General features: G+C 39.8%; 16 protein-coding genes. 4 read left to right on the forward strand and 12 right to left on the reverse strand.

Annotated elements, in window-relative coordinates:
- Positions 1 to 42: 42 nt before the first annotated feature.
- Positions 43 to 1,089 (reverse strand): oxidoreductase, encoded by a 1,047-nt coding sequence (locus tag BVC89_RS01490; RefSeq protein ID WP_086929531.1) that lies wholly within the window; start codon positions 1,087 to 1,089, stop codon positions 43 to 45.
- Positions 1,090 to 1,185: 96 nt separating this feature from the next.
- Here BVC89_RS01490 and BVC89_RS01495 point away from each other — a divergent pair, with 96 nt between their 5' ends.
- Positions 1,186 to 2,391, forward strand: a complete 1,206-nt coding sequence (locus BVC89_RS01495; protein ID WP_086929532.1) for a MalY/PatB family protein — start codon at positions 1,186 to 1,188, stop codon at positions 2,389 to 2,391.
- A gap of 31 nt (positions 2,392 to 2,422) precedes the next feature.
- On the opposite strand, the gene BVC89_RS01500 is transcribed toward BVC89_RS01495, so the two are convergent.
- Positions 2,423 to 3,268, reverse strand: a complete 846-nt coding sequence (locus BVC89_RS01500) for a pirin family protein (protein ID WP_216825147.1) — start codon at positions 3,266 to 3,268, stop codon at positions 2,423 to 2,425.
- 2 nt (positions 3,269 to 3,270) lie between these two features.
- Positions 3,271 to 3,870, reverse strand: coding sequence for an FMN-dependent NADH-azoreductase (locus tag BVC89_RS01505; protein WP_086929534.1), 600 nt, complete (start codon positions 3,868 to 3,870; stop codon positions 3,271 to 3,273).
- A gap of 187 nt (positions 3,871 to 4,057) precedes the next feature.
- Here BVC89_RS01505 and BVC89_RS01510 point away from each other — a divergent pair, with 187 nt between their 5' ends.
- Together BVC89_RS01510 and BVC89_RS01515 are read left to right on the forward strand one after the other, a co-directional pair.
- Positions 4,058 to 4,945, forward strand: a complete 888-nt coding sequence (locus BVC89_RS01510; protein ID WP_086929535.1) for a LysR family transcriptional regulator — start codon at positions 4,058 to 4,060, stop codon at positions 4,943 to 4,945.
- Between the two features lie 254 nt (positions 4,946 to 5,199).
- Positions 5,200 to 5,544, forward strand: a complete 345-nt coding sequence (locus BVC89_RS01515) for a hypothetical protein (RefSeq protein WP_158657738.1) — start codon at positions 5,200 to 5,202, stop codon at positions 5,542 to 5,544.
- A 358-nt stretch (positions 5,545 to 5,902) separates the two neighbouring features.
- Here the strand turns inward: BVC89_RS01515 and BVC89_RS01520 are convergent, their stop codons facing one another.
- The 8 genes from BVC89_RS01520 to ubiA form a co-directional block, all read right to left on the reverse strand.
- On the reverse strand, positions 5,903 to 7,030 hold the full coding sequence (locus BVC89_RS01520) for a Tle-like phospholipase domain-containing protein (protein ID WP_086929537.1): 1,128 nt from the start codon (positions 7,028 to 7,030) through the stop codon (positions 5,903 to 5,905).
- Positions 7,027 to 7,506 (reverse strand): type III secretion system chaperone, encoded by a 480-nt coding sequence (locus BVC89_RS01525; protein WP_086929538.1) that lies wholly within the window; start codon positions 7,504 to 7,506, stop codon positions 7,027 to 7,029. Before BVC89_RS01525 ends, BVC89_RS01520 begins: the two co-directional genes overlap by 4 nt.
- 39 nt (positions 7,507 to 7,545) lie before the next feature.
- A complete protein-coding gene (locus tag BVC89_RS01530; RefSeq protein WP_086929539.1) occupies positions 7,546 to 8,178 on the reverse strand; it encodes a tetratricopeptide repeat protein in 633 nt (210 codons plus the stop codon).
- A 59-nt stretch (positions 8,179 to 8,237) separates the two neighbouring features.
- The gene (locus BVC89_RS01535) at positions 8,238 to 9,314 is read right to left on the reverse strand and encodes a deaminase domain-containing protein (RefSeq protein ID WP_158657739.1); all 1,077 of its coding nucleotides are present in this window, start codon (positions 9,312 to 9,314) and stop codon (positions 8,238 to 8,240) included.
- A gap of 379 nt (positions 9,315 to 9,693) precedes the next feature.
- Positions 9,694 to 10,881 carry a GNAT family N-acetyltransferase gene (locus BVC89_RS01540; protein WP_086929541.1) on the reverse strand — a complete coding sequence of 396 codons (1,188 nt, stop codon included), beginning with the start codon at positions 10,879 to 10,881 and terminating at the stop codon, positions 9,694 to 9,696.
- Positions 10,882 to 10,977: 96 nt separating this feature from the next.
- Positions 10,978 to 12,282 carry a phosphate regulon sensor histidine kinase PhoR gene (phoR, locus tag BVC89_RS01545; RefSeq protein WP_086929542.1) on the reverse strand — a complete coding sequence of 435 codons (1,305 nt, stop codon included), beginning with the start codon at positions 12,280 to 12,282 and terminating at the stop codon, positions 10,978 to 10,980.
- 18 nt (positions 12,283 to 12,300) lie between these two features.
- Positions 12,301 to 13,008, reverse strand: coding sequence for a phosphate regulon transcriptional regulator PhoB (gene phoB / locus BVC89_RS01550; protein ID WP_086929543.1), 708 nt, complete (start codon positions 13,006 to 13,008; stop codon positions 12,301 to 12,303).
- A 147-nt stretch (positions 13,009 to 13,155) separates the two neighbouring features.
- On the reverse strand, positions 13,156 to 14,022 hold the full coding sequence (ubiA, locus tag BVC89_RS01555; RefSeq protein WP_086929544.1) for a 4-hydroxybenzoate octaprenyltransferase: 867 nt from the start codon (positions 14,020 to 14,022) through the stop codon (positions 13,156 to 13,158).
- 501 nt (positions 14,023 to 14,523) lie between these two features.
- On the opposite strand from ubiA, the gene BVC89_RS01560 reads away from it, so the two are divergent.
- The gene (locus tag BVC89_RS01560) at positions 14,524 to 14,796 is read left to right on the forward strand and encodes an HU family DNA-binding protein (protein WP_086929545.1); all 273 of its coding nucleotides are present in this window, start codon (positions 14,524 to 14,526) and stop codon (positions 14,794 to 14,796) included.
- A gap of 109 nt (positions 14,797 to 14,905) precedes the next feature.
- On the opposite strand, the gene BVC89_RS01565 is transcribed toward BVC89_RS01560, so the two are convergent.
- A complete protein-coding gene (locus BVC89_RS01565) occupies positions 14,906 to 16,330 on the reverse strand; it encodes a PAS domain-containing sensor histidine kinase (protein WP_086929546.1) in 1,425 nt (474 codons plus the stop codon).
- Positions 16,331 to 16,767 lie beyond the last annotated feature (437 nt).

The raw sequence follows: 16,767 nt of genomic DNA on the forward strand, positions 1-16,767 counted from the left end.
GGATTCTACCATAATTGATGCCATTACTCTTAATTGACTTTACTATTCTGGAAAGTAGTTAGAGTCAAATAATACCGTAATCCCTTTGCGACTGCTAAGTTCTGCCAACTCTAATATTTGTATGACATTAATAGCCTGTGCGCCGCTTATTGGCGAGGCGGTATTGTTGTTAATAGCATTAGCGATAGCCGAGTAGTAATGTTGATAACAGCCCACTTCAGTTTCAACCAAGTTTGCACCATCTTCTTTAAACAGTGTGCCAAAATTTTCTCGATCTTCAATGCCGAAGTTTTTGTCTTCAGGCGTAAGTCCTTCGTTCAATTGTTGCTCTTGCGGGTCTAGACCATATTTAGTAAAGCTCCCTTGAGTACCCTCCAAATGAAAGCGCTTATTGGGGCCTGCAGAAAAAGAACTGGCATGTAAAACAACTTCTAAATGATGGGGATAATGAAGTTGAACATGAAAGTAATCAACAGTTTTTGAGTTATCTCTCGTTTTTAAGCATCGTGCGGTAATTTTTTCGGGTAAACCAAACAAACAGAGAGTTTGGTCTACAAGGTGTGATCCCAGATCAAACCAGATACCTGCTCCCGGCACGGGTTCTTCTTTCCAGCGTTTTCGTACTAAAGGCCGAAAGCGGTCGAAATGAGACTCAAAAAAACGTATGTCACCAATAGCTTTTGTTGAAATCAATCTTTTTACAGTAAGAAAGTCACCATCCCAGCGCCGATTTTGGAAAGCGGAAACTGTCAGTTTCTTTTTCTCTGCGAATTCAGTAAGCGTTTTTGCTTCCTTGCTGGTCGTGACCATTGGCTTTTCAACAATAACATGGATTCCATTCTCCAAACATTCCATCGCTAATGGATAGTGAACACTATTGGGAGCGGTAATAACTATTAAATCTACATTGGCGTTTACAATTAGTTCTGTAGCGGTATCAAAAACCTTAATATCAGGAAGCTTTTCTTGAACCATCCTTGGATTTGAGCTACTAATTGCCGTTAACTCGAACATAGCCATTGATTTTATAATCGGCACGTGAAAAGTACGTGCTGAATAACCATAGCCTACTACGCCTACTTTTATCATATTGAAAAGCCCTCAATGGACATATATCTACTTGTTTTAATGTGTGCTGACGATGTAACGTTAACATAGATATTATACTTGAGGCGATATGGTTTTATGAATAAGAAAACTTATGACTTTGATGAGATTATTGATCGTAGTGATAGCAATGCCATGGCTGTTGAAGGCTTCAGAGATTATCTATTTGGCGACAATAACTCGATAGTGTTTGACTACGGGGACAACGAGCTTATTCCTATGTGGGTAGCCGATATGAGTTTTGCTATTGCACCAGAAATTATTACTGCTATTAAAAATCGTTTAGATCGTCGTACCTTAGGTTATACTAAAGTTTTTGATCAATCATATAGTGAGACGTTTGCTAATTGGACTCGGTCACGCTATGACTGGAGTTTTAACCCGGAACATCTTATTACATCTCCTGGCGTTATTCCTGCACTATTCCAGCTTATTGAGTATATCTGTAAAGACGATGATAAGATTCTTATATTTACGCCATCTTATGCTTACTTTAAGCATGCAGCTGATCACAATAATATCGAAGTGGTAAGCTCTCCTCTTATGACGAACGATAGTGGCTTTGCTATCGACTTTAAAGATTTTGAAAGTAAAGCCAAAGACCCTAAAGTAACACTATGTATTTTATGCCATCCTCATAATCCTACAGGTCATATTTGGAGCGAAAAAGAATTGAGGAGGATTGCTGAAATCTGTTTTAACAATAACATCATTATAATCTCAGATGAAATCCATTGTGATATTTTACGAGAAGGAAAAGTACATACGCCTCTTGTAAAATTATTTCCTGATAGCGAAAAAATTATTACTTGTATGTCACCCAGCAAAACCTTTAATTTAGCAGGTTTACTATTTGCAAATATTATTATTCCTAACCAAAATATATATAAAATATGGCAGGATAGACATTATATCTTTGAAAACCCTTTAAGTATTGCCGCAGCTCAAGCTGCTTATAGTGCTGGTCATGAATGGTTAAGGCAACTAAGCGCCTATCTTGATGAAAATTTTACTTTTGTAAAAAAATACTTGGAAGCTAAACTATCTAATGCGATTTTTAGAATTCCTGAAGCTACTTATTTTGCTTGGGTTGATGTTAGTCACTATTTTCCTGAAAATGAAAACCTCACTGTATTTTTTGCTAAAAATGCCGGTGTGCTACTTGAAGGAGGTGATATGTTTGTTGCCAATGCTAATGGTTACATACGGTTAAATTTAGCTTGCCCTCGCGCTATGATAGAAAAAGCGCTCGAGCGTATTATTAATGTTTGCAAAGTAAGATAAGACGGTAGTATTTAATTAATGTAGACAACCTTTAGGTTAATATGCCTTTGCGATAATCTTGTAGGGCCTGTTCTATTTCTTGTTGCGAATTCATAACAAAAGGCCCATATTGAACAATTGGTTCCTCTATTGGTTTGCCACTTAATACGATCACTTTTGCGGGCTTATCTGCATAGCTTTGTATCAGTACATCCCCATGTTTTTCTAATCGACTAATCGTTTGTGCTTTTGCTAAGGTTTTATCTTCACCAATTTGTATCGTTTCTTGATAAACATATATCAGTACATTATGCTCATTTTGAGTTTGTATGTTAAGTTTATCTCCTGGTTCTATGTGGATGTCGAGATATAAAGGCCGGGTATCTTCTACATCAAAGTAACCTTTAATTTGTTTTTTATTAATAGATGTTTGCCCTGCTATCGCCTTTATTTTCGAGCCCGCTATATCAAACTCTGGTATTTTATTAGCGTTCACGTCTTCATAATTTGCCGTTTGCATTTTATTTTTCGCTGGAAGATTGAGCCATAATTGAAAACCACGCATTTTACCTTGTGTTTGTTTTGGCATTTCTGAATGTATGACTCCTCTTCCTGCGGTCATCCATTGCACATCCCCGTCATTCAATAAACCAATATTATTCATATGATCTCTGTGTTCCATTTTCCCCTGTAGCATATAGGTAATCGTCTGGAAACCGCGATGTGGGTGCGGTGGGAAGCCGCCAATATAGTCACTTGCTTGATCCGAGCCAAACTCATCGAGCAATAGGAAGGGATCAAAACGCTCGGGTTGAGCACCGCCGAAAACACGAAGTAGCTTAACCCCATCACCGTCTGATGACGGGCGTGCACTTAACTGTTCAATAACCTTGCGAATTTTCATGACAAGGCCTCACTATTAATTTCAGAGACGAGTTCTTCTATTTGTTGTTTTGCTAAGGTAATATTTTTTTCTCGTGTATCGCCACTCATATTTAGGCCTTCGGCGTAGATATAGCTTACATCGTCGAGACCGACAAAGCTCAACATGGTATTTAAAAAAGGCATTTGTCCGTCAGTACTTTTATCTCTATGGATTCCACCGCGTGTGGTAATAACGTAGACCTTTTTATTTTCCAGTAAACCTTTTGGCCCATTTTCAGTGTACGTGAATGTCACTTTTGCCCGTGCAATATGATCGAACCAGGATTTTAGTTCACTGGGAACACCAAAATTGTACATAGGCATAGCCAATAGAATGATATCAGCATTTTTTACTTCTTCGATAAGTGTGTCAGCGAGTTCGGCTTTACCATCGTTTATCTGCTGTAAGGTATTAGCATTGAAATGGGGGATATCACCGGATGCAGCATCTCTCTCAACGATATCAACGTTGCGGTAAACCGTCTGTAAGTTCTGCAAAAGAGTATTACTGAGCTGACTTGATACACCGTTTTCGCCAAAGATACTTGCATTAATTCTTAGAATATTCACTGACATAGCTATTTCCTCTCGAATGTATTGAATAATAAATATCGTGTTGAGATATATTGTATTCATTAAAATTCGATTAAATAACGCATATTTTATTGCTTTATCATCGAAAATTTAGAACAATGAGTAGTCTAAATCAGTATTCGAGCTGATCAGGGGAAAATATAAAGGGCAGTAAGGGGAGAAAGACGAGATGATTCCTAAAATCACCCTAGAGCAATGGGCTGCCTTCAAAGCGGTTGTTGATGAAGGTTCTTTTGCTCGAGCGGCGGAAACATTGAACAAAAGCCAGTCTACTGTGAGCTATAGTCTATCAAAAATGGAGGAGCGCCTACCTGCGCCAGTGTTTGAGCAGGCTGGTCGCAAAGCTCAGCTAACAGATTTTGGCGAAGCGATATACCGCCATGCGAGCAACTTGCTTGAGCAAGCACAACTGCTTGATCAAACTGCCAACTATCTCGCCAGCGGGTGGGAGGCTGAAGTTACGCTCGCGGTCGACGGCATCGTATGTATAAACAAAGTCTTTAAGGCGTTGCAGAATTTTTCTAAGGAAAGCCCTCAAACACGTATACGCATATTAGAACCAACCTTATCAGGTACTGATGAAGCTCTTATCCAGCGCGAAGCAGATTTAGTTATCACAGCAAGGGTGCCGCCGGGCTTTCTTGCTGAGCCTTTTGGTTTTGTTAAAAAGGTTCCTGTCAGTAGCCCAGATCACTCTTTGCAGAAGCAAACATTCCCTATTACCGAAGATATTCTCAAACAGCATCGGCAAATTGTTATTCGTGATAGCGGTATCAAACGATCACAAAATAGTGGTTGGTTAGATTCGGAGCAACGTTGGACGGTTTCTCATTTTGCTACCAGTATTGCCGCAGTTAAAGCAGGTTTAGGCTTTGGTTTTTTACCTAAAGAGCAAATTTTACGAGAGCTAGAAAATGGCGAATTAGTACTTGTCCCTTTGGAACAAGGTAGAGAACAATTAATACCTATTTATATTGTTGCTTCTGCCCAAAGTCATGCAGGTCCCGCCACCTTAGAAATTAAGCGTTATTTGGCGCAACAAAAGCTTGGTGAGTAGGGACAACAATGTGCCTATGAATATATCGTCCCACATTATTTACCCTATTAACTCATATGAACAATTTGATTTTCTCTGGGTGGATAAACCCCCACTAAAATCTTGTTAAACACAGAAGTTTATTTTGGCCAGTAGAGCCTATTTAAGTGAATTGCTGCCAATTATTGGAGCTGTTAAAATTTTATATACAATATTCGCCGTCAATTTTGACTAATATACTTCTAAATTAAGCAAGGTTAAAAAAGGAATCCGCTTTGAGATATATAATTCTACTAACAATACTTTTGTCAGCTTCACCTGTTTTCGCTTCTTACAGCAGCTGGGCAACGCCAACTATGGTAAGCATTGTCCTCGACAGAGGATTCAGAATAGACGGACAATTTGGAAACCCAAACTCATGTGAAAAAAGTGACATTATATTTGTGAGCAAAGAACATCCACAATATGACCAATTATACTCAGCTGCTTTAGCTGCCTTTACTTCAGGTAACCGAATAAGCCTTGAAATAAGGAAGTGTGGAAATGTTGGGTGGATATCCGATAAAACTATTAATTTTCTTGATGCATCAAGTCCAGGTGAACTTAGAAGCATCAAGTGATTTAACAAATAGCACTAACCAGGACTACTCGCCGCGTTGCCGCACTTTATACTTTAAAAATCCTCCAACAATTCCTTCTAAATAAATTTAAAAACCTGTTGATGCTTGCAGGATTTAAGTGGTGGATAAGTGGGCAGCTTTAACGCAAAGAAAAGTATTTTTATGATATGATGCACTTGGTACTTATTTATTAAACCTAGAATATTACCTGCAATAACTTTGTTCATTGTGGTGAAGCTTGCTCCAGAAGCTAAGACTTATTCAGTATAAATTAAGTTTTGCCCTTTTCCTAATTGTTAGACTTTCACTGCTTCAGCAGCAATCTTCGGTTGTATGCCTATCGCTTCCATTATGTTTTTTACGCGGCTACAGGAATCTCACGCATCTGTCCTCTGAGTGTGGGAAGCATATGATTAGTGGTTAATTCTGTTACTGGGTTAAGAAAGGTGTCCACATTATCCAACCTTACAGTATTGGGTTGTTCGAACATAAGCGGCACTGCCATCAGTTTGTCTAAAGAGGCATTAGAATTTACGCTATAATTCGTTTCATTGATTTCGTTGGAGGTTGGTTGTTCAAAGGCTTTTTTCTGTTTGTGATTAAGTTTTTGAGTGTCGAGAATCATGGTCTCCATACCGTTGTCATCCTTAAGCCCTTTTGCTGCTGCTAGGGCCATGCCTCCACCTAGTGAGTGGCCGATTATTTGTTTTGGGAGTTGCTCTGGTGAACTACTGCCTTCATTCATCAAGTCAACGAGTTTCTCTAAACCTCTATATTTATGACCCATACCCCCTAATCCTGTGACGACATCTTGAATAAGGTCTCCTTTATCCTGTGTCCCTCTTGCTACGAATACAAGTTCGCCACTAATATGGTCTTGATGAAGATTAATATCCAGCTTTTTCGTTAAATCCAGCATTTTTTCTGCTTGTTTGGGACTAAGGTTGGGAAATTGCTTATTGAGCTCTTCGCTGGTGTTTAAGCGAGTGTCTAGCATTTTAAGCATAGTTTTAGCATCATCGTCGGTTAATTTAAGGTTTTCTAGTCCTTTTGGGGGGGGGAATTTGTCTTGTAGCCACTTAATTGCAGCCTTTTCATCCTTCTGTTTTAGCTCGCTTAATTCATTTATTCCATCATCGTCAAGATAAGTAAGTTGTGCGTAGAGTGTGCTATTAAGATGTTTCTCTTTCTGTCTTTGTGATAAATAGCTAAAGTCAGCTTGCACTGTAGCCGAGTTTTTTCCCATCAACGCATCTAGTTGCGATATTACGCTGCCTTTATTTAGTTTTTGTGTGGGAGCGAGCAGCATAGAGCTCGCTTGGTTGCCCAGTGGTTTTAGGTCAAGGGGAAACTGTAGGCGTTTTGAAGATGGTGCAATGTTAATGTGTGGCAGCTTAAGCTGTGGGGCGAGCCTTGTGGCAGTACTTTGCTTGGCTAAAACACCGATCGATGTATTTACAAACGAAGGTGTGGGTGTTTTGATCATACCCGTGCCTTAAGAAGGGACTGTATATGAAAAGGCTGATCGTTGCGTTCAATTGTTTTTATTTGTTTTTCCTTATCATCGGTGATATTGATAAGGGCTTTTGCCAGATTACAAGTATTGGTAAAAATATTATAGAAAGTCGACGTGTCTAAGACTTCACATGAGCAAAGATAGGTCAAAATAATGGCATCTTCGTAAGGGCTTATACTGAGGCTTGCGCCATTGAGCCTGCTGCCGGGAAAGCATGCTACCATTAACCTTTTAAGTGTAGAGTAATCTGTGTTCTGATCACCACTTAAGGGGTATATTGGAATTAATAAGTTTAAGCTTTCACCATTACTAGTTAATGCCAGAGTAATATCAAGCTTATTCTCATAAGTTAGCGCACAGGTATTATCTTGATTGAGCTCAATTTTAGGGCAATTAAGAGATTGACAAAACTCTGTTAGGATATCATTAATTTTTTTCTTGCTCATAAGTTTCACACTAATAGCTTGTACTCTTCTCTTCTGTCATCATTGCAGATGAGTAATAGCTTTTTCATATTTATTTTTTAGACCTACATCTTTAGTTGAGTCTTGTATACTTTTTAACATCTTTATTCCATCGCCTTTTTCATTGGTTTTTTCTAATGCTGCTGCATAATCCGTAAAGAACATAACATCATCTACACCTATTGCTTTAGCAGCTACTTTGTAGTGAGTTAATGCAGTCTTAGTATCTCCTTCAAGGTTATCTATATATTGCGCGATTGCCTTGTTCGCTAACGGATTATTTTTATCTATGGCTAGAGCTTCTTGGTATATTTTTTTGGGATCATCAGCTGACGACTGAGGAGGCTCTTCAGCGCCGGCTTGATAAGCGGTATCTGCCTTCAGTAGTAGTAACTCTATCGATTTAGGAAATTTTTTAAGAGACTGGTCGATAATGTCTAGTGTCTCTTGATAGGTAATGTTATTGTCATTTAATTTTTCTTGACATAGCTTAACTAAGTCTCTTTCTGATGTTGTCATACTCATTGATTTACTCGATGAAAGTGTTGGAGGATGAGACAATACATTAGAAAATATATTTTTGTTTTCTAATGGTTTAGATCTGACACGAGATACTTCTGAAATACTTTGATCAGAGGAAGCTATTCTTATCATATTCTTTCATTCCATCATATATTATTAGCTATACTGGTGTATTAAAAATAATCTTCATTTTAATGCTTCTTAGCGAAGATATTTGCTACATCATCACCATCTACATTCATTGTTGTTGGGCCTGGATGGCCAACGGATATCTCGATATTAATATTTGGCCTATTGGCACAAAATTGTTGTATAACATGTTCACATGACGGACAAATAGGGCGCTGTGATACTAATTGTATTGTTCCTTTTGAGTCAGGTGTTGTTTCTCTAAAAATTTTGTCTAATATTTTAATTTCTGTATCGGCTTTCCTGTCATTCTGTTTAGTTTTTATTGTGCTAAAAAGTTCATTATGTAAGTTGATAGGTGGAACAAAACCTTCTATATTATCCATGCCACTAAAGGCCTCTAGATTACTCTGCTTTCCATCTATATTTACACGAGCAAAAGCTATATTACCATTGCTAAAAGTACTAAATCGATCAAGACTCATTGCAACATTATCTCTTATATCACGCAATCTTTGTTGGTCTTGTGTACCTGCTTTACCATTTAGGCCACCGATAGTTACATTGGTTGGTAAACGCGTTTTTGTCGTTTCCTGCCATTTATTAAAATTTAGGGCGACAGTAGCCTTATTCTCCTTTGGTATATTGCTTTTCTTCGATCCTTTTTGGCTGGCTACTTGCTGCCAACCATCATCGTCTACCGCTGGTTTGTTATTTGATATATTGGTTGAACCGTTGTTTCTATTTTTTTTCTTTTTTCTAGATCTTTTACTGCTTATCTGTTGCGAAACATCATCGTTGGCTGGCTCATCCACGGCTACTCCTGCTGAGCTGCTAGCGGATGGTTTTTGCTTTTGTATCAGTAATTGTTGTAATAGCTCTTCTTGAGTTGCGTTTTTTTTGCTTCCCAAAATATCTACTGGTGAGTTATCTGTTTCTGGTGCTTGTGCCAAATGCTCCTGTGCAACTGCATTTGGCGACATAACAATTGGTGGTCTAGCTTGGGCTTGCGAAACAACTGAACTTAGGTTGTTGTTAGATGAAGCTGCATTTGTGGAATTTGCACCACTACTTCCCGTTTGAGCTGGTAACGGTTGGCCATAAATCCTGTTGTAAACTGCACTTGGAATATTACCCATAGTATTTCCGGCCTGAGTATTAGTCTTTGGTGGACTAATTTGCATTTATACAATGTTGAGTTTTAACAAGCTGCGAATATTAGTGGCTTTGGATGCCGGATTGTTCTGTAAGTATTTTTAATTAGTAAAATGTATACAATAAATCGCTTGGTTTATATCGGTTTAAATAGTTTCTGATATTTTTTGTTGAATTGTCTTTGAGAAAAGAATGTAGAAAAAAATAGAAAGTGAGATCTTGTCTTTGCGACGTAAATTTAAATGATATGCTATCCCTAGCTTTGCGGTTTAAATAGGAGAGTTGGTTAACATGTTTTTTTTAGGGGAAATTTATAAGCATTGAATTATTTTGGAGTTTTTAGATTAAAAATTTTTTCTAAAATCAAAATGTAAATAAATAATCCTCTTCTACTGTTTCAACCCCCTCCTTAAATGGCATAAGCGTTCTTGTATCTTTTATATAAGCATTAATATGTTGTATTTCTTGTTGAGTGAATTCATTGATAGCACCGTTAAATGACGGGTGGCTGAGCCAGTGGTAAGAGCGTGTTTTAATCGGCGTAAAGCCACGTTGAATTTTATGCTCACCTTGGGCGCCTGGGTCGAATCGTTTTAATTGGTGTTGGATGGCATATTCAATACCCTGGTAATAGCAGCACTCAAAGTGTAATCCATCGAGATCTATCTGAGTACCCCAGTAGCGGCCGTAAAGCGTATCTTCGTCGCGCAGATATAGGGCTGCGGCGATCATATTATTTTGATGGTGGGCACTACATACTAATACTTGTTGAGGAAATTCATGGCCGAGTCGATGGAAAAAATCTGGACCTAAATAACCTGTGCGGCCACTCCTTTTAAGATAGGTACGATGGTAGAGCGCATAGAACTTGTTCCACTCTTCTGTCGTTAGCTCATCAGCATGACGCATACGAATATCGAGATCCTGAGAGAAAACTTTTTGCCGTTCCTTTTTTAAATTTTTCCTTTTTCTGGAACTAAAACTATTGAGGAAATCGTCGAAATCTTTGAAGCCTTGATTAAACCAATGGAACTGATAACCTTGGCGTTCAGTAAAACGGGCTTGCTCAAAAGTAGAATTATCTTGTGGGAATAAGCTGTGAAAGCCCGACATATTTTCTTCTTTTAAACAGTTCTTAATCGCTTCGATTATTGCTGTGTTGCATGACTGTTTTTGTTCGTTACTTAAATCCTTTGAAAAGCCTATACGAGGGCCTGTCGCCGGGGTAAATGGAATAGCATTAAGTAACTTGGGGTAATATTCGATACCCGCTTGATGGTAAGCGTCGGCCCAGGACCAATCAAAAACGTATTCACCATAAGAGTGCCCTTTTACAAACAGAGGCATTACGGCGATGATTTTTCCATTTTCTTCGATACTAAGATGTTTTGGCTGCCATCCCGTATTTTGCTTACCGGCGGTATCGACACTGTTAGATTCTTCTAATGCCTTAAAAAAGGCGTGCTGGGTAAATGGGTATTTTGTTTGCCAAAGTGCATCCCAATCTTGGGCCGCGATTTGTGCGATTGATTGATGAAACTTAACTTCCACAACTCACATACTCTTGAAAATGGTCGTGGAAGCTTACCTGAATCTATCTAGAGGTAACAGGTGTACTTTTCATAGTGGCTAACACTAAAAAAGGTATTAAGCGACTTTTTCTCGAAGTATTCGCTCGATGGGAAAATAGCAACTGAATGAACTGCCTTTGCCGAGATGGCTGGTGATTTTTAACTCTGCGTCATGTCGGGCAAGAACATGTTTCACAATCGCAAGTCCCAGACCTGTACCTCCTAGAGCGGTTGAGCGGCTATCGTCGACCCGATAGAAACGTTCAGTAAGCCTTGGGATATGCTTAGGGTCAATGCCTAAGCCACTGTCGGTGACGCTAACGATGCATGCCTCTTCAGTTTGAGTGACACTTATATCAATACCACCGCCCTCGGGTGAGTATTTAACGGCGTTAAAGGTGAGATTTGAGAAGGCACTGTGAAGCTCTTGGTTATTGCCCAAAATTGATACCCCTGCATCGCCACTCAGAGTAATCTGATGATGTATCTTCCCTCCCAACGCTTGGGCATCGGATACGATGGTTTCTAATAGAGGCGATAAGGCAACAGGTTTTGGTTTGAGCTCGGTTTGATCAGTTTCTAGACGGCTTAGCGTGATCAAGTCATTCACTAATGCTGTCATCCTATCGCTCTGCTGTAGCATTTGATTAAAGGCATTGCGCAGTGTTTTCGATAGGTCTGGGGCATCGATGAGAGTTTCTATATAGCCTTTTATGACGGTCAGAGGCGTGCGCAGCTCGTGGGAGACATTACTGACGAAATCCTTACGCATCTGTTCCAACAAATTAACACGAGTAACGTCACGGATAACAATCAAGCGCTCTCCTTGGCCAAATGGATGGACATGGAATTCTAAATGTTGACCTTCGTTTCTAAGAGACTCAAGTTCGAGGGGAGAGCTATAGCTTTGTGTTTCAAAATAGTTAATAAAACGTGGATTGCGGATAATATTGACTAATTTGTGGCCGCGATCGATATCTTGAAAGTTGAATAGGTCTTGTGAGGAGCGATTCCACCACTCTATATTTGCGCGACTATCGACAAGTATTACCGCATCTGCCAACGCGGAAGTCATTTCCTGTACACGTGTCACAACAGCTTGCAAGCGCACTTTGTCTTTTTCGTAGCGTCTTGAGAGAAGTCTTATATCGTCGGCAATTTCTCCCCATATGCCGCCGAAGTCATCACCCGGCGGGCCGCTACGACGGGCTTGCGCTGCCCAGCTTTCAAGTTGGGCCGTGCGATAGAGCAGCCATATAATAAATAGGAACAGAGCTATTGATAGCCATACGAATTCCGCATCGAATGAAAAGCCGATGACGAAGGAGGTGATGGTGACAAAAGCGAGCCAGCGAAGCTCAGTCTTTAGACCTCTACTCATAGTATGAGAAACGCTAGTTTAGTTGTGGGCAGGTGCTATTTTATTCGAAAACCGATAGCCAGCGCCACGTACAGTTTGAATAAATCTATCATGCCCTTGAACGCTTAGCGCTTTACGCAATCGTCGTATATGCACATCGACAGTGCGCTCTTCGACATACACATTGCCGCCCCATACATGATCTAACAGCTGGCTACGGGTATAGACGCGCTCTTGATGGGTGAGGAAAAACTCTAGCAAACGATATTCCGTTGGACCCATATTGATGGGTATGGTGTTGATTGTCACTCTATGACTAGTGGGGTCTAGGCAAAGACCATCAATTTGAATGGGTTCCTGTGCACTGTGTGATTCCGCTCGGCGTAACACAGCTTTCAAACGTGCAACTAGCTCTCTGGGTGAAAATGGCTTGGTAATATAATCGTCGGCACCGACATCAAGACCTTGGATTTTATTATCCTCTTCCCCTTTTGCTGTCAGCATTATAATAGGGATATCTTGTGTGACTTCGTTGCGTTTTAGCCTCCTAGCGAGCTCTATACCGCTGGTACCTGGAAGCATCCAGTCAAGGAGTATCAAGTCCGGTTTTTTATCAATAATTAAGCTGTGAGCTTCTTGTGCATCACCGGCCTCAAGCACATGGTACTCAGCCATTTCTAAAGCAACACGCAGCATGTCCCTAATAGGGGATTCATCGTCTACGACCAAAATTCTCTTATCTGGCATTAGGCATAACCTTTGGACTCAAGCTCTGGGAAATTGAATGTGAGCGACATGCGCATTAAATAAAGCTTTTGTTGCCGTTTTATGACAAGAATAGATTCTTTTGCGCTTTTAGGATAGGTTCCTCGGTTTTAAGTCCGGTTATAAGGCTTACAAAGTTTTAGTCGCATAGTCCCCAGCGATACCTACAAACACTGCCATACCGACCCAATTATTATTTAAAAATGCCTTAAAGCATAGTTGTGGCTTACGCTCTCGTATCAGATATTGTTGGTAAACAAAGAGAGCAGCTACAGCGAGTAAGCTGAGTTTGTATACAATGCCTAATTCAAATCGGCTACCCATCATATACAAGGCAATTAAAGTGATCACCTGTAAAGCTTTGGTGACTATCAAATCCGAATCTCCAAGCAAAATGGCGGTAGATTTGACTCCAAGCTTAATATCATCCTTGCGATCCACCATAGCGTAAAACGTATCGTAGATCACAGTCCATAGAACAACAGTAGTGTAGATGAGCCAAATAGACGGCTGCAGCTCTCCTGTCTGAGCGGTAAAAGACATAGGTACAGCCCATGCGAAAGCTGCGCCGAGGACGACCTGTGGCAGATGGGTGTAGCGTTTCATAAATGGGTAAGCACTAGCCAAAGCTAAGGCGCCTAGTGATAGCATTACCGTAAGTGTATTTGTTAAGAGCACCAAGGCAAATGCCACTATACATAAAACGGCAAATAAACCTAGGGCTTCTTTGCTACTCACAATACCTGATGTCAGTGGGCGATTTTTTGTTCGTTCTACATGCTTGTCAATCTTACGATCAGCAAAATCGTTAATGACGCATCCTGCCGAGCGCATTACGACTACACCCAATAGAAAGATGATCAGTACGTCCCAATCGGGAAACCCTTTCGCCGCTAGCCACAGTGCCCAGAGTGTTGGCCATGCAACGAGATAAATTCCAATCGGCCGGTCAAGGCGCATTAATTGTCCATATTGGATCAATTTTTCTTTATTCATAAGATGTTATGGCTCGAAAAAGGGGCAAGAATACACTATAGCTGAAGCACTATAAACTGACCTTATAAAACCGGCTATTTTAGCGCTGTGTGGCGTTGCTCATTTTGCCCATAGGCCCACTATGCGCGGCAATGAGCGCCTTACTCAGCACGAAAATAGCGCGCTTTTCTTTATGCCAATTTATATTGCTTCAGCTATAACTACCACTAATGAAAAACATTTTTACTTTTTTAAGGGATTTTTGTACAAAACCCTCAAACTTTGGCTAGGCTAAAGGAGCTGGGTAAATTTTATCTGTATTGTTTTCTCTATTAATATTCTTGTATTTATAGGGAGGACTTATTGGGGATAAATCCAGAGTTCTAATAATAAGTAAAGTACTCATTTTTCTCGACAGGTGCCTTCCAATAAGGTTGTTTGTATATTTTGGGCTAAGCCTATTATTTTTTGCGAATAATCTGGGAGATCACCTTTTAGATAATTTTGCGATAGGAGAGAAATATGCGAAAAGCTGATTTAGTTAATGCGGTTGCAGATATTGCGGATTTAAGTTTGCGTGAAGCTGATGATGCAGTGTCGTCTGTGTTTGAGCACATCACAAATGCACTAGCACGTGGTGAGCCTTTAAATTTAATTGGTTTTGGTTCTTTTAACGTTAAACAGCGTGCAGCAAGGCAAGGTCGCAATCCAAAAACAGGAGACTTAATTGAAATTGCAGCGAGTAAACAAGTTAGTTTTAAAGCAGGTAAAAACTTACGGGAACATATTATTTAAATTGATTCTCATTACTGAGTAAGTTGATAAAAGAAAATTTTCGCGCACTCGAATCAATATTTTAAGAATTTATATTTGACTCTTCCTTTTCATCTTATTCAGTGCCTTTTTATTGTGGTTGTAAGGTGTTCATAAATGGAATGAGCACTTCAAATGTACTACCGATACCATAATTACTTGTTACACTTATGTTTCCGCCTAACAACTCTACCAAGTTATTGACCAGAGCTAAACCTAGCCCTGTTCCTTCAATATCAATAGTCCTTTCATCATCGACTTGCTCAAAGCTCTGAAATAATTTTTGTATTTGATCTGCCGGAATACCTATACCTGTATCAGATACTGAAAGGCTGAGACACTCGCCAAGCTCAAGATCCGTTTTTTCACTAGCGACTAAATGAACACTACCTTCATTGGTATATTTAATAGCATTTGATAAAAGATTGATCAGAATTTGGCGAACTTTAGTTTTATCCGAGAATATTCGTAAATCTGTTGAGCTGGTGTAACGTAGGCATAAGTTTTTCTCCTGCGCAAGACTCGCAACTTGTTCTTTCGTTTCTTCACAGAGATCTGAAATGGCAAAATCACTAATATTTAAGCTCATTCGGCCTGATTCTATTTTAGTGACATCCAATGTTGCCGAGACGAGTTCGTTGAGTTGGCACCCTGCCTTTTTTATAAGTTTTAATTGTTCTAATTCTTCGTTAGACAATTTGCCTTCTGTGCGTGCTAATAAAATATCTGAAAAGCCTACGATAGCGTTAAGTGGCGTGCGAAGTTCATGCACCATTTTTGCGTAAAACTCTTTACGAGCTTTTGCTTTTTGCTGTATCGCTAGTGTTTCTGCCATTTTTTGCGCTGTAATATCGAAGGCGTAACCTACTAGAGTGGGGTTCTCATTGGCGGTCAAAAGGTGAAAGTGCCAAAGAAATACCTGGTTGTCCAATTCTAGCTCAAGTGTATCGTAGGCTTGCTCGGATGCTTGTAACCCTTTGGCAACTTCATCGATATTACGCGGTAAAGCGTAGGCATCCCCATTACTGTCGAACCCGTATTCCAGCAGTAGTTCCTGCAGCGCAGTATTACCAAACAATAATTGCCCATCGATAACAAATTCCGCCATTGGCGCGGGGCTTTTTTCAACATACTGAGAAAACTTCTCTAACTCTTCGCGTGTATGTGAACGTGTTGAGTTGTCGACGAAACTTATGACACGGTTGGCTCGGCCAAAGCCAACATGGATATTACGAAAGTCTATGGAAACGTCGTGACCATTTCGGTGTAACCAAAGTGTTGATGCAGTCTCGGAGGACGGGTTGGCAGAAATAACACCACATTCTTCTTGTGTGTGATTTGCCGTATGAGTCTCTGAGCAAAGAGCGGTATGAAAATTTTGTCCGTCAAGTTCTTCTAATGTCCAGCCGAGAATAGTACGTGCCATTGGCGACAACTCAACGATGCGATTCTCTCTATCTAAGCCTATGAGGCCATCCGGCCAATTGTTGAACCAGTTATTATCACTATCAGCCATACTTAAACTTACTTCTAAATCTGCAAATTAACTTCGGAGGTATATTCTGGCGTCAAAAATTTCATTCTACAACTAATTTACGTGGTCAGTATGTGACAGTCTTTTGATTTATAAATCGATAAGTTAACTTGGGTTTGCCGACAAGCCCTAAGCTCAAATTGAGTTGCTATAACCTAATCATACTGTATTGTGTGGGTGATATTAAATAGTTATTTAAAATACTTGCCCTTAGTAATATAAGATTATAAAAATTGATTTTTATACCTTAGGGGACAAAAGGCAACAAGCTGTTTCGTCACTCGCGAATGCAGGCATGATAAGGTAAAAACAACTCAAAAAGTGGCGTTTACATGAAGTAAATGAGCATCTTAAAGCTATTTTAATGCCGTACTGGCAGGTGCAGTAGTTATGAAATGGCTTCTAAGGTATTACACATT

Origin of the sequence: Agarilytica rhodophyticola (assembly GCF_002157225.2) — a bacterium.
GTDB lineage: Bacteria > Pseudomonadota > Gammaproteobacteria > Pseudomonadales > Cellvibrionaceae > Agarilytica > Agarilytica rhodophyticola.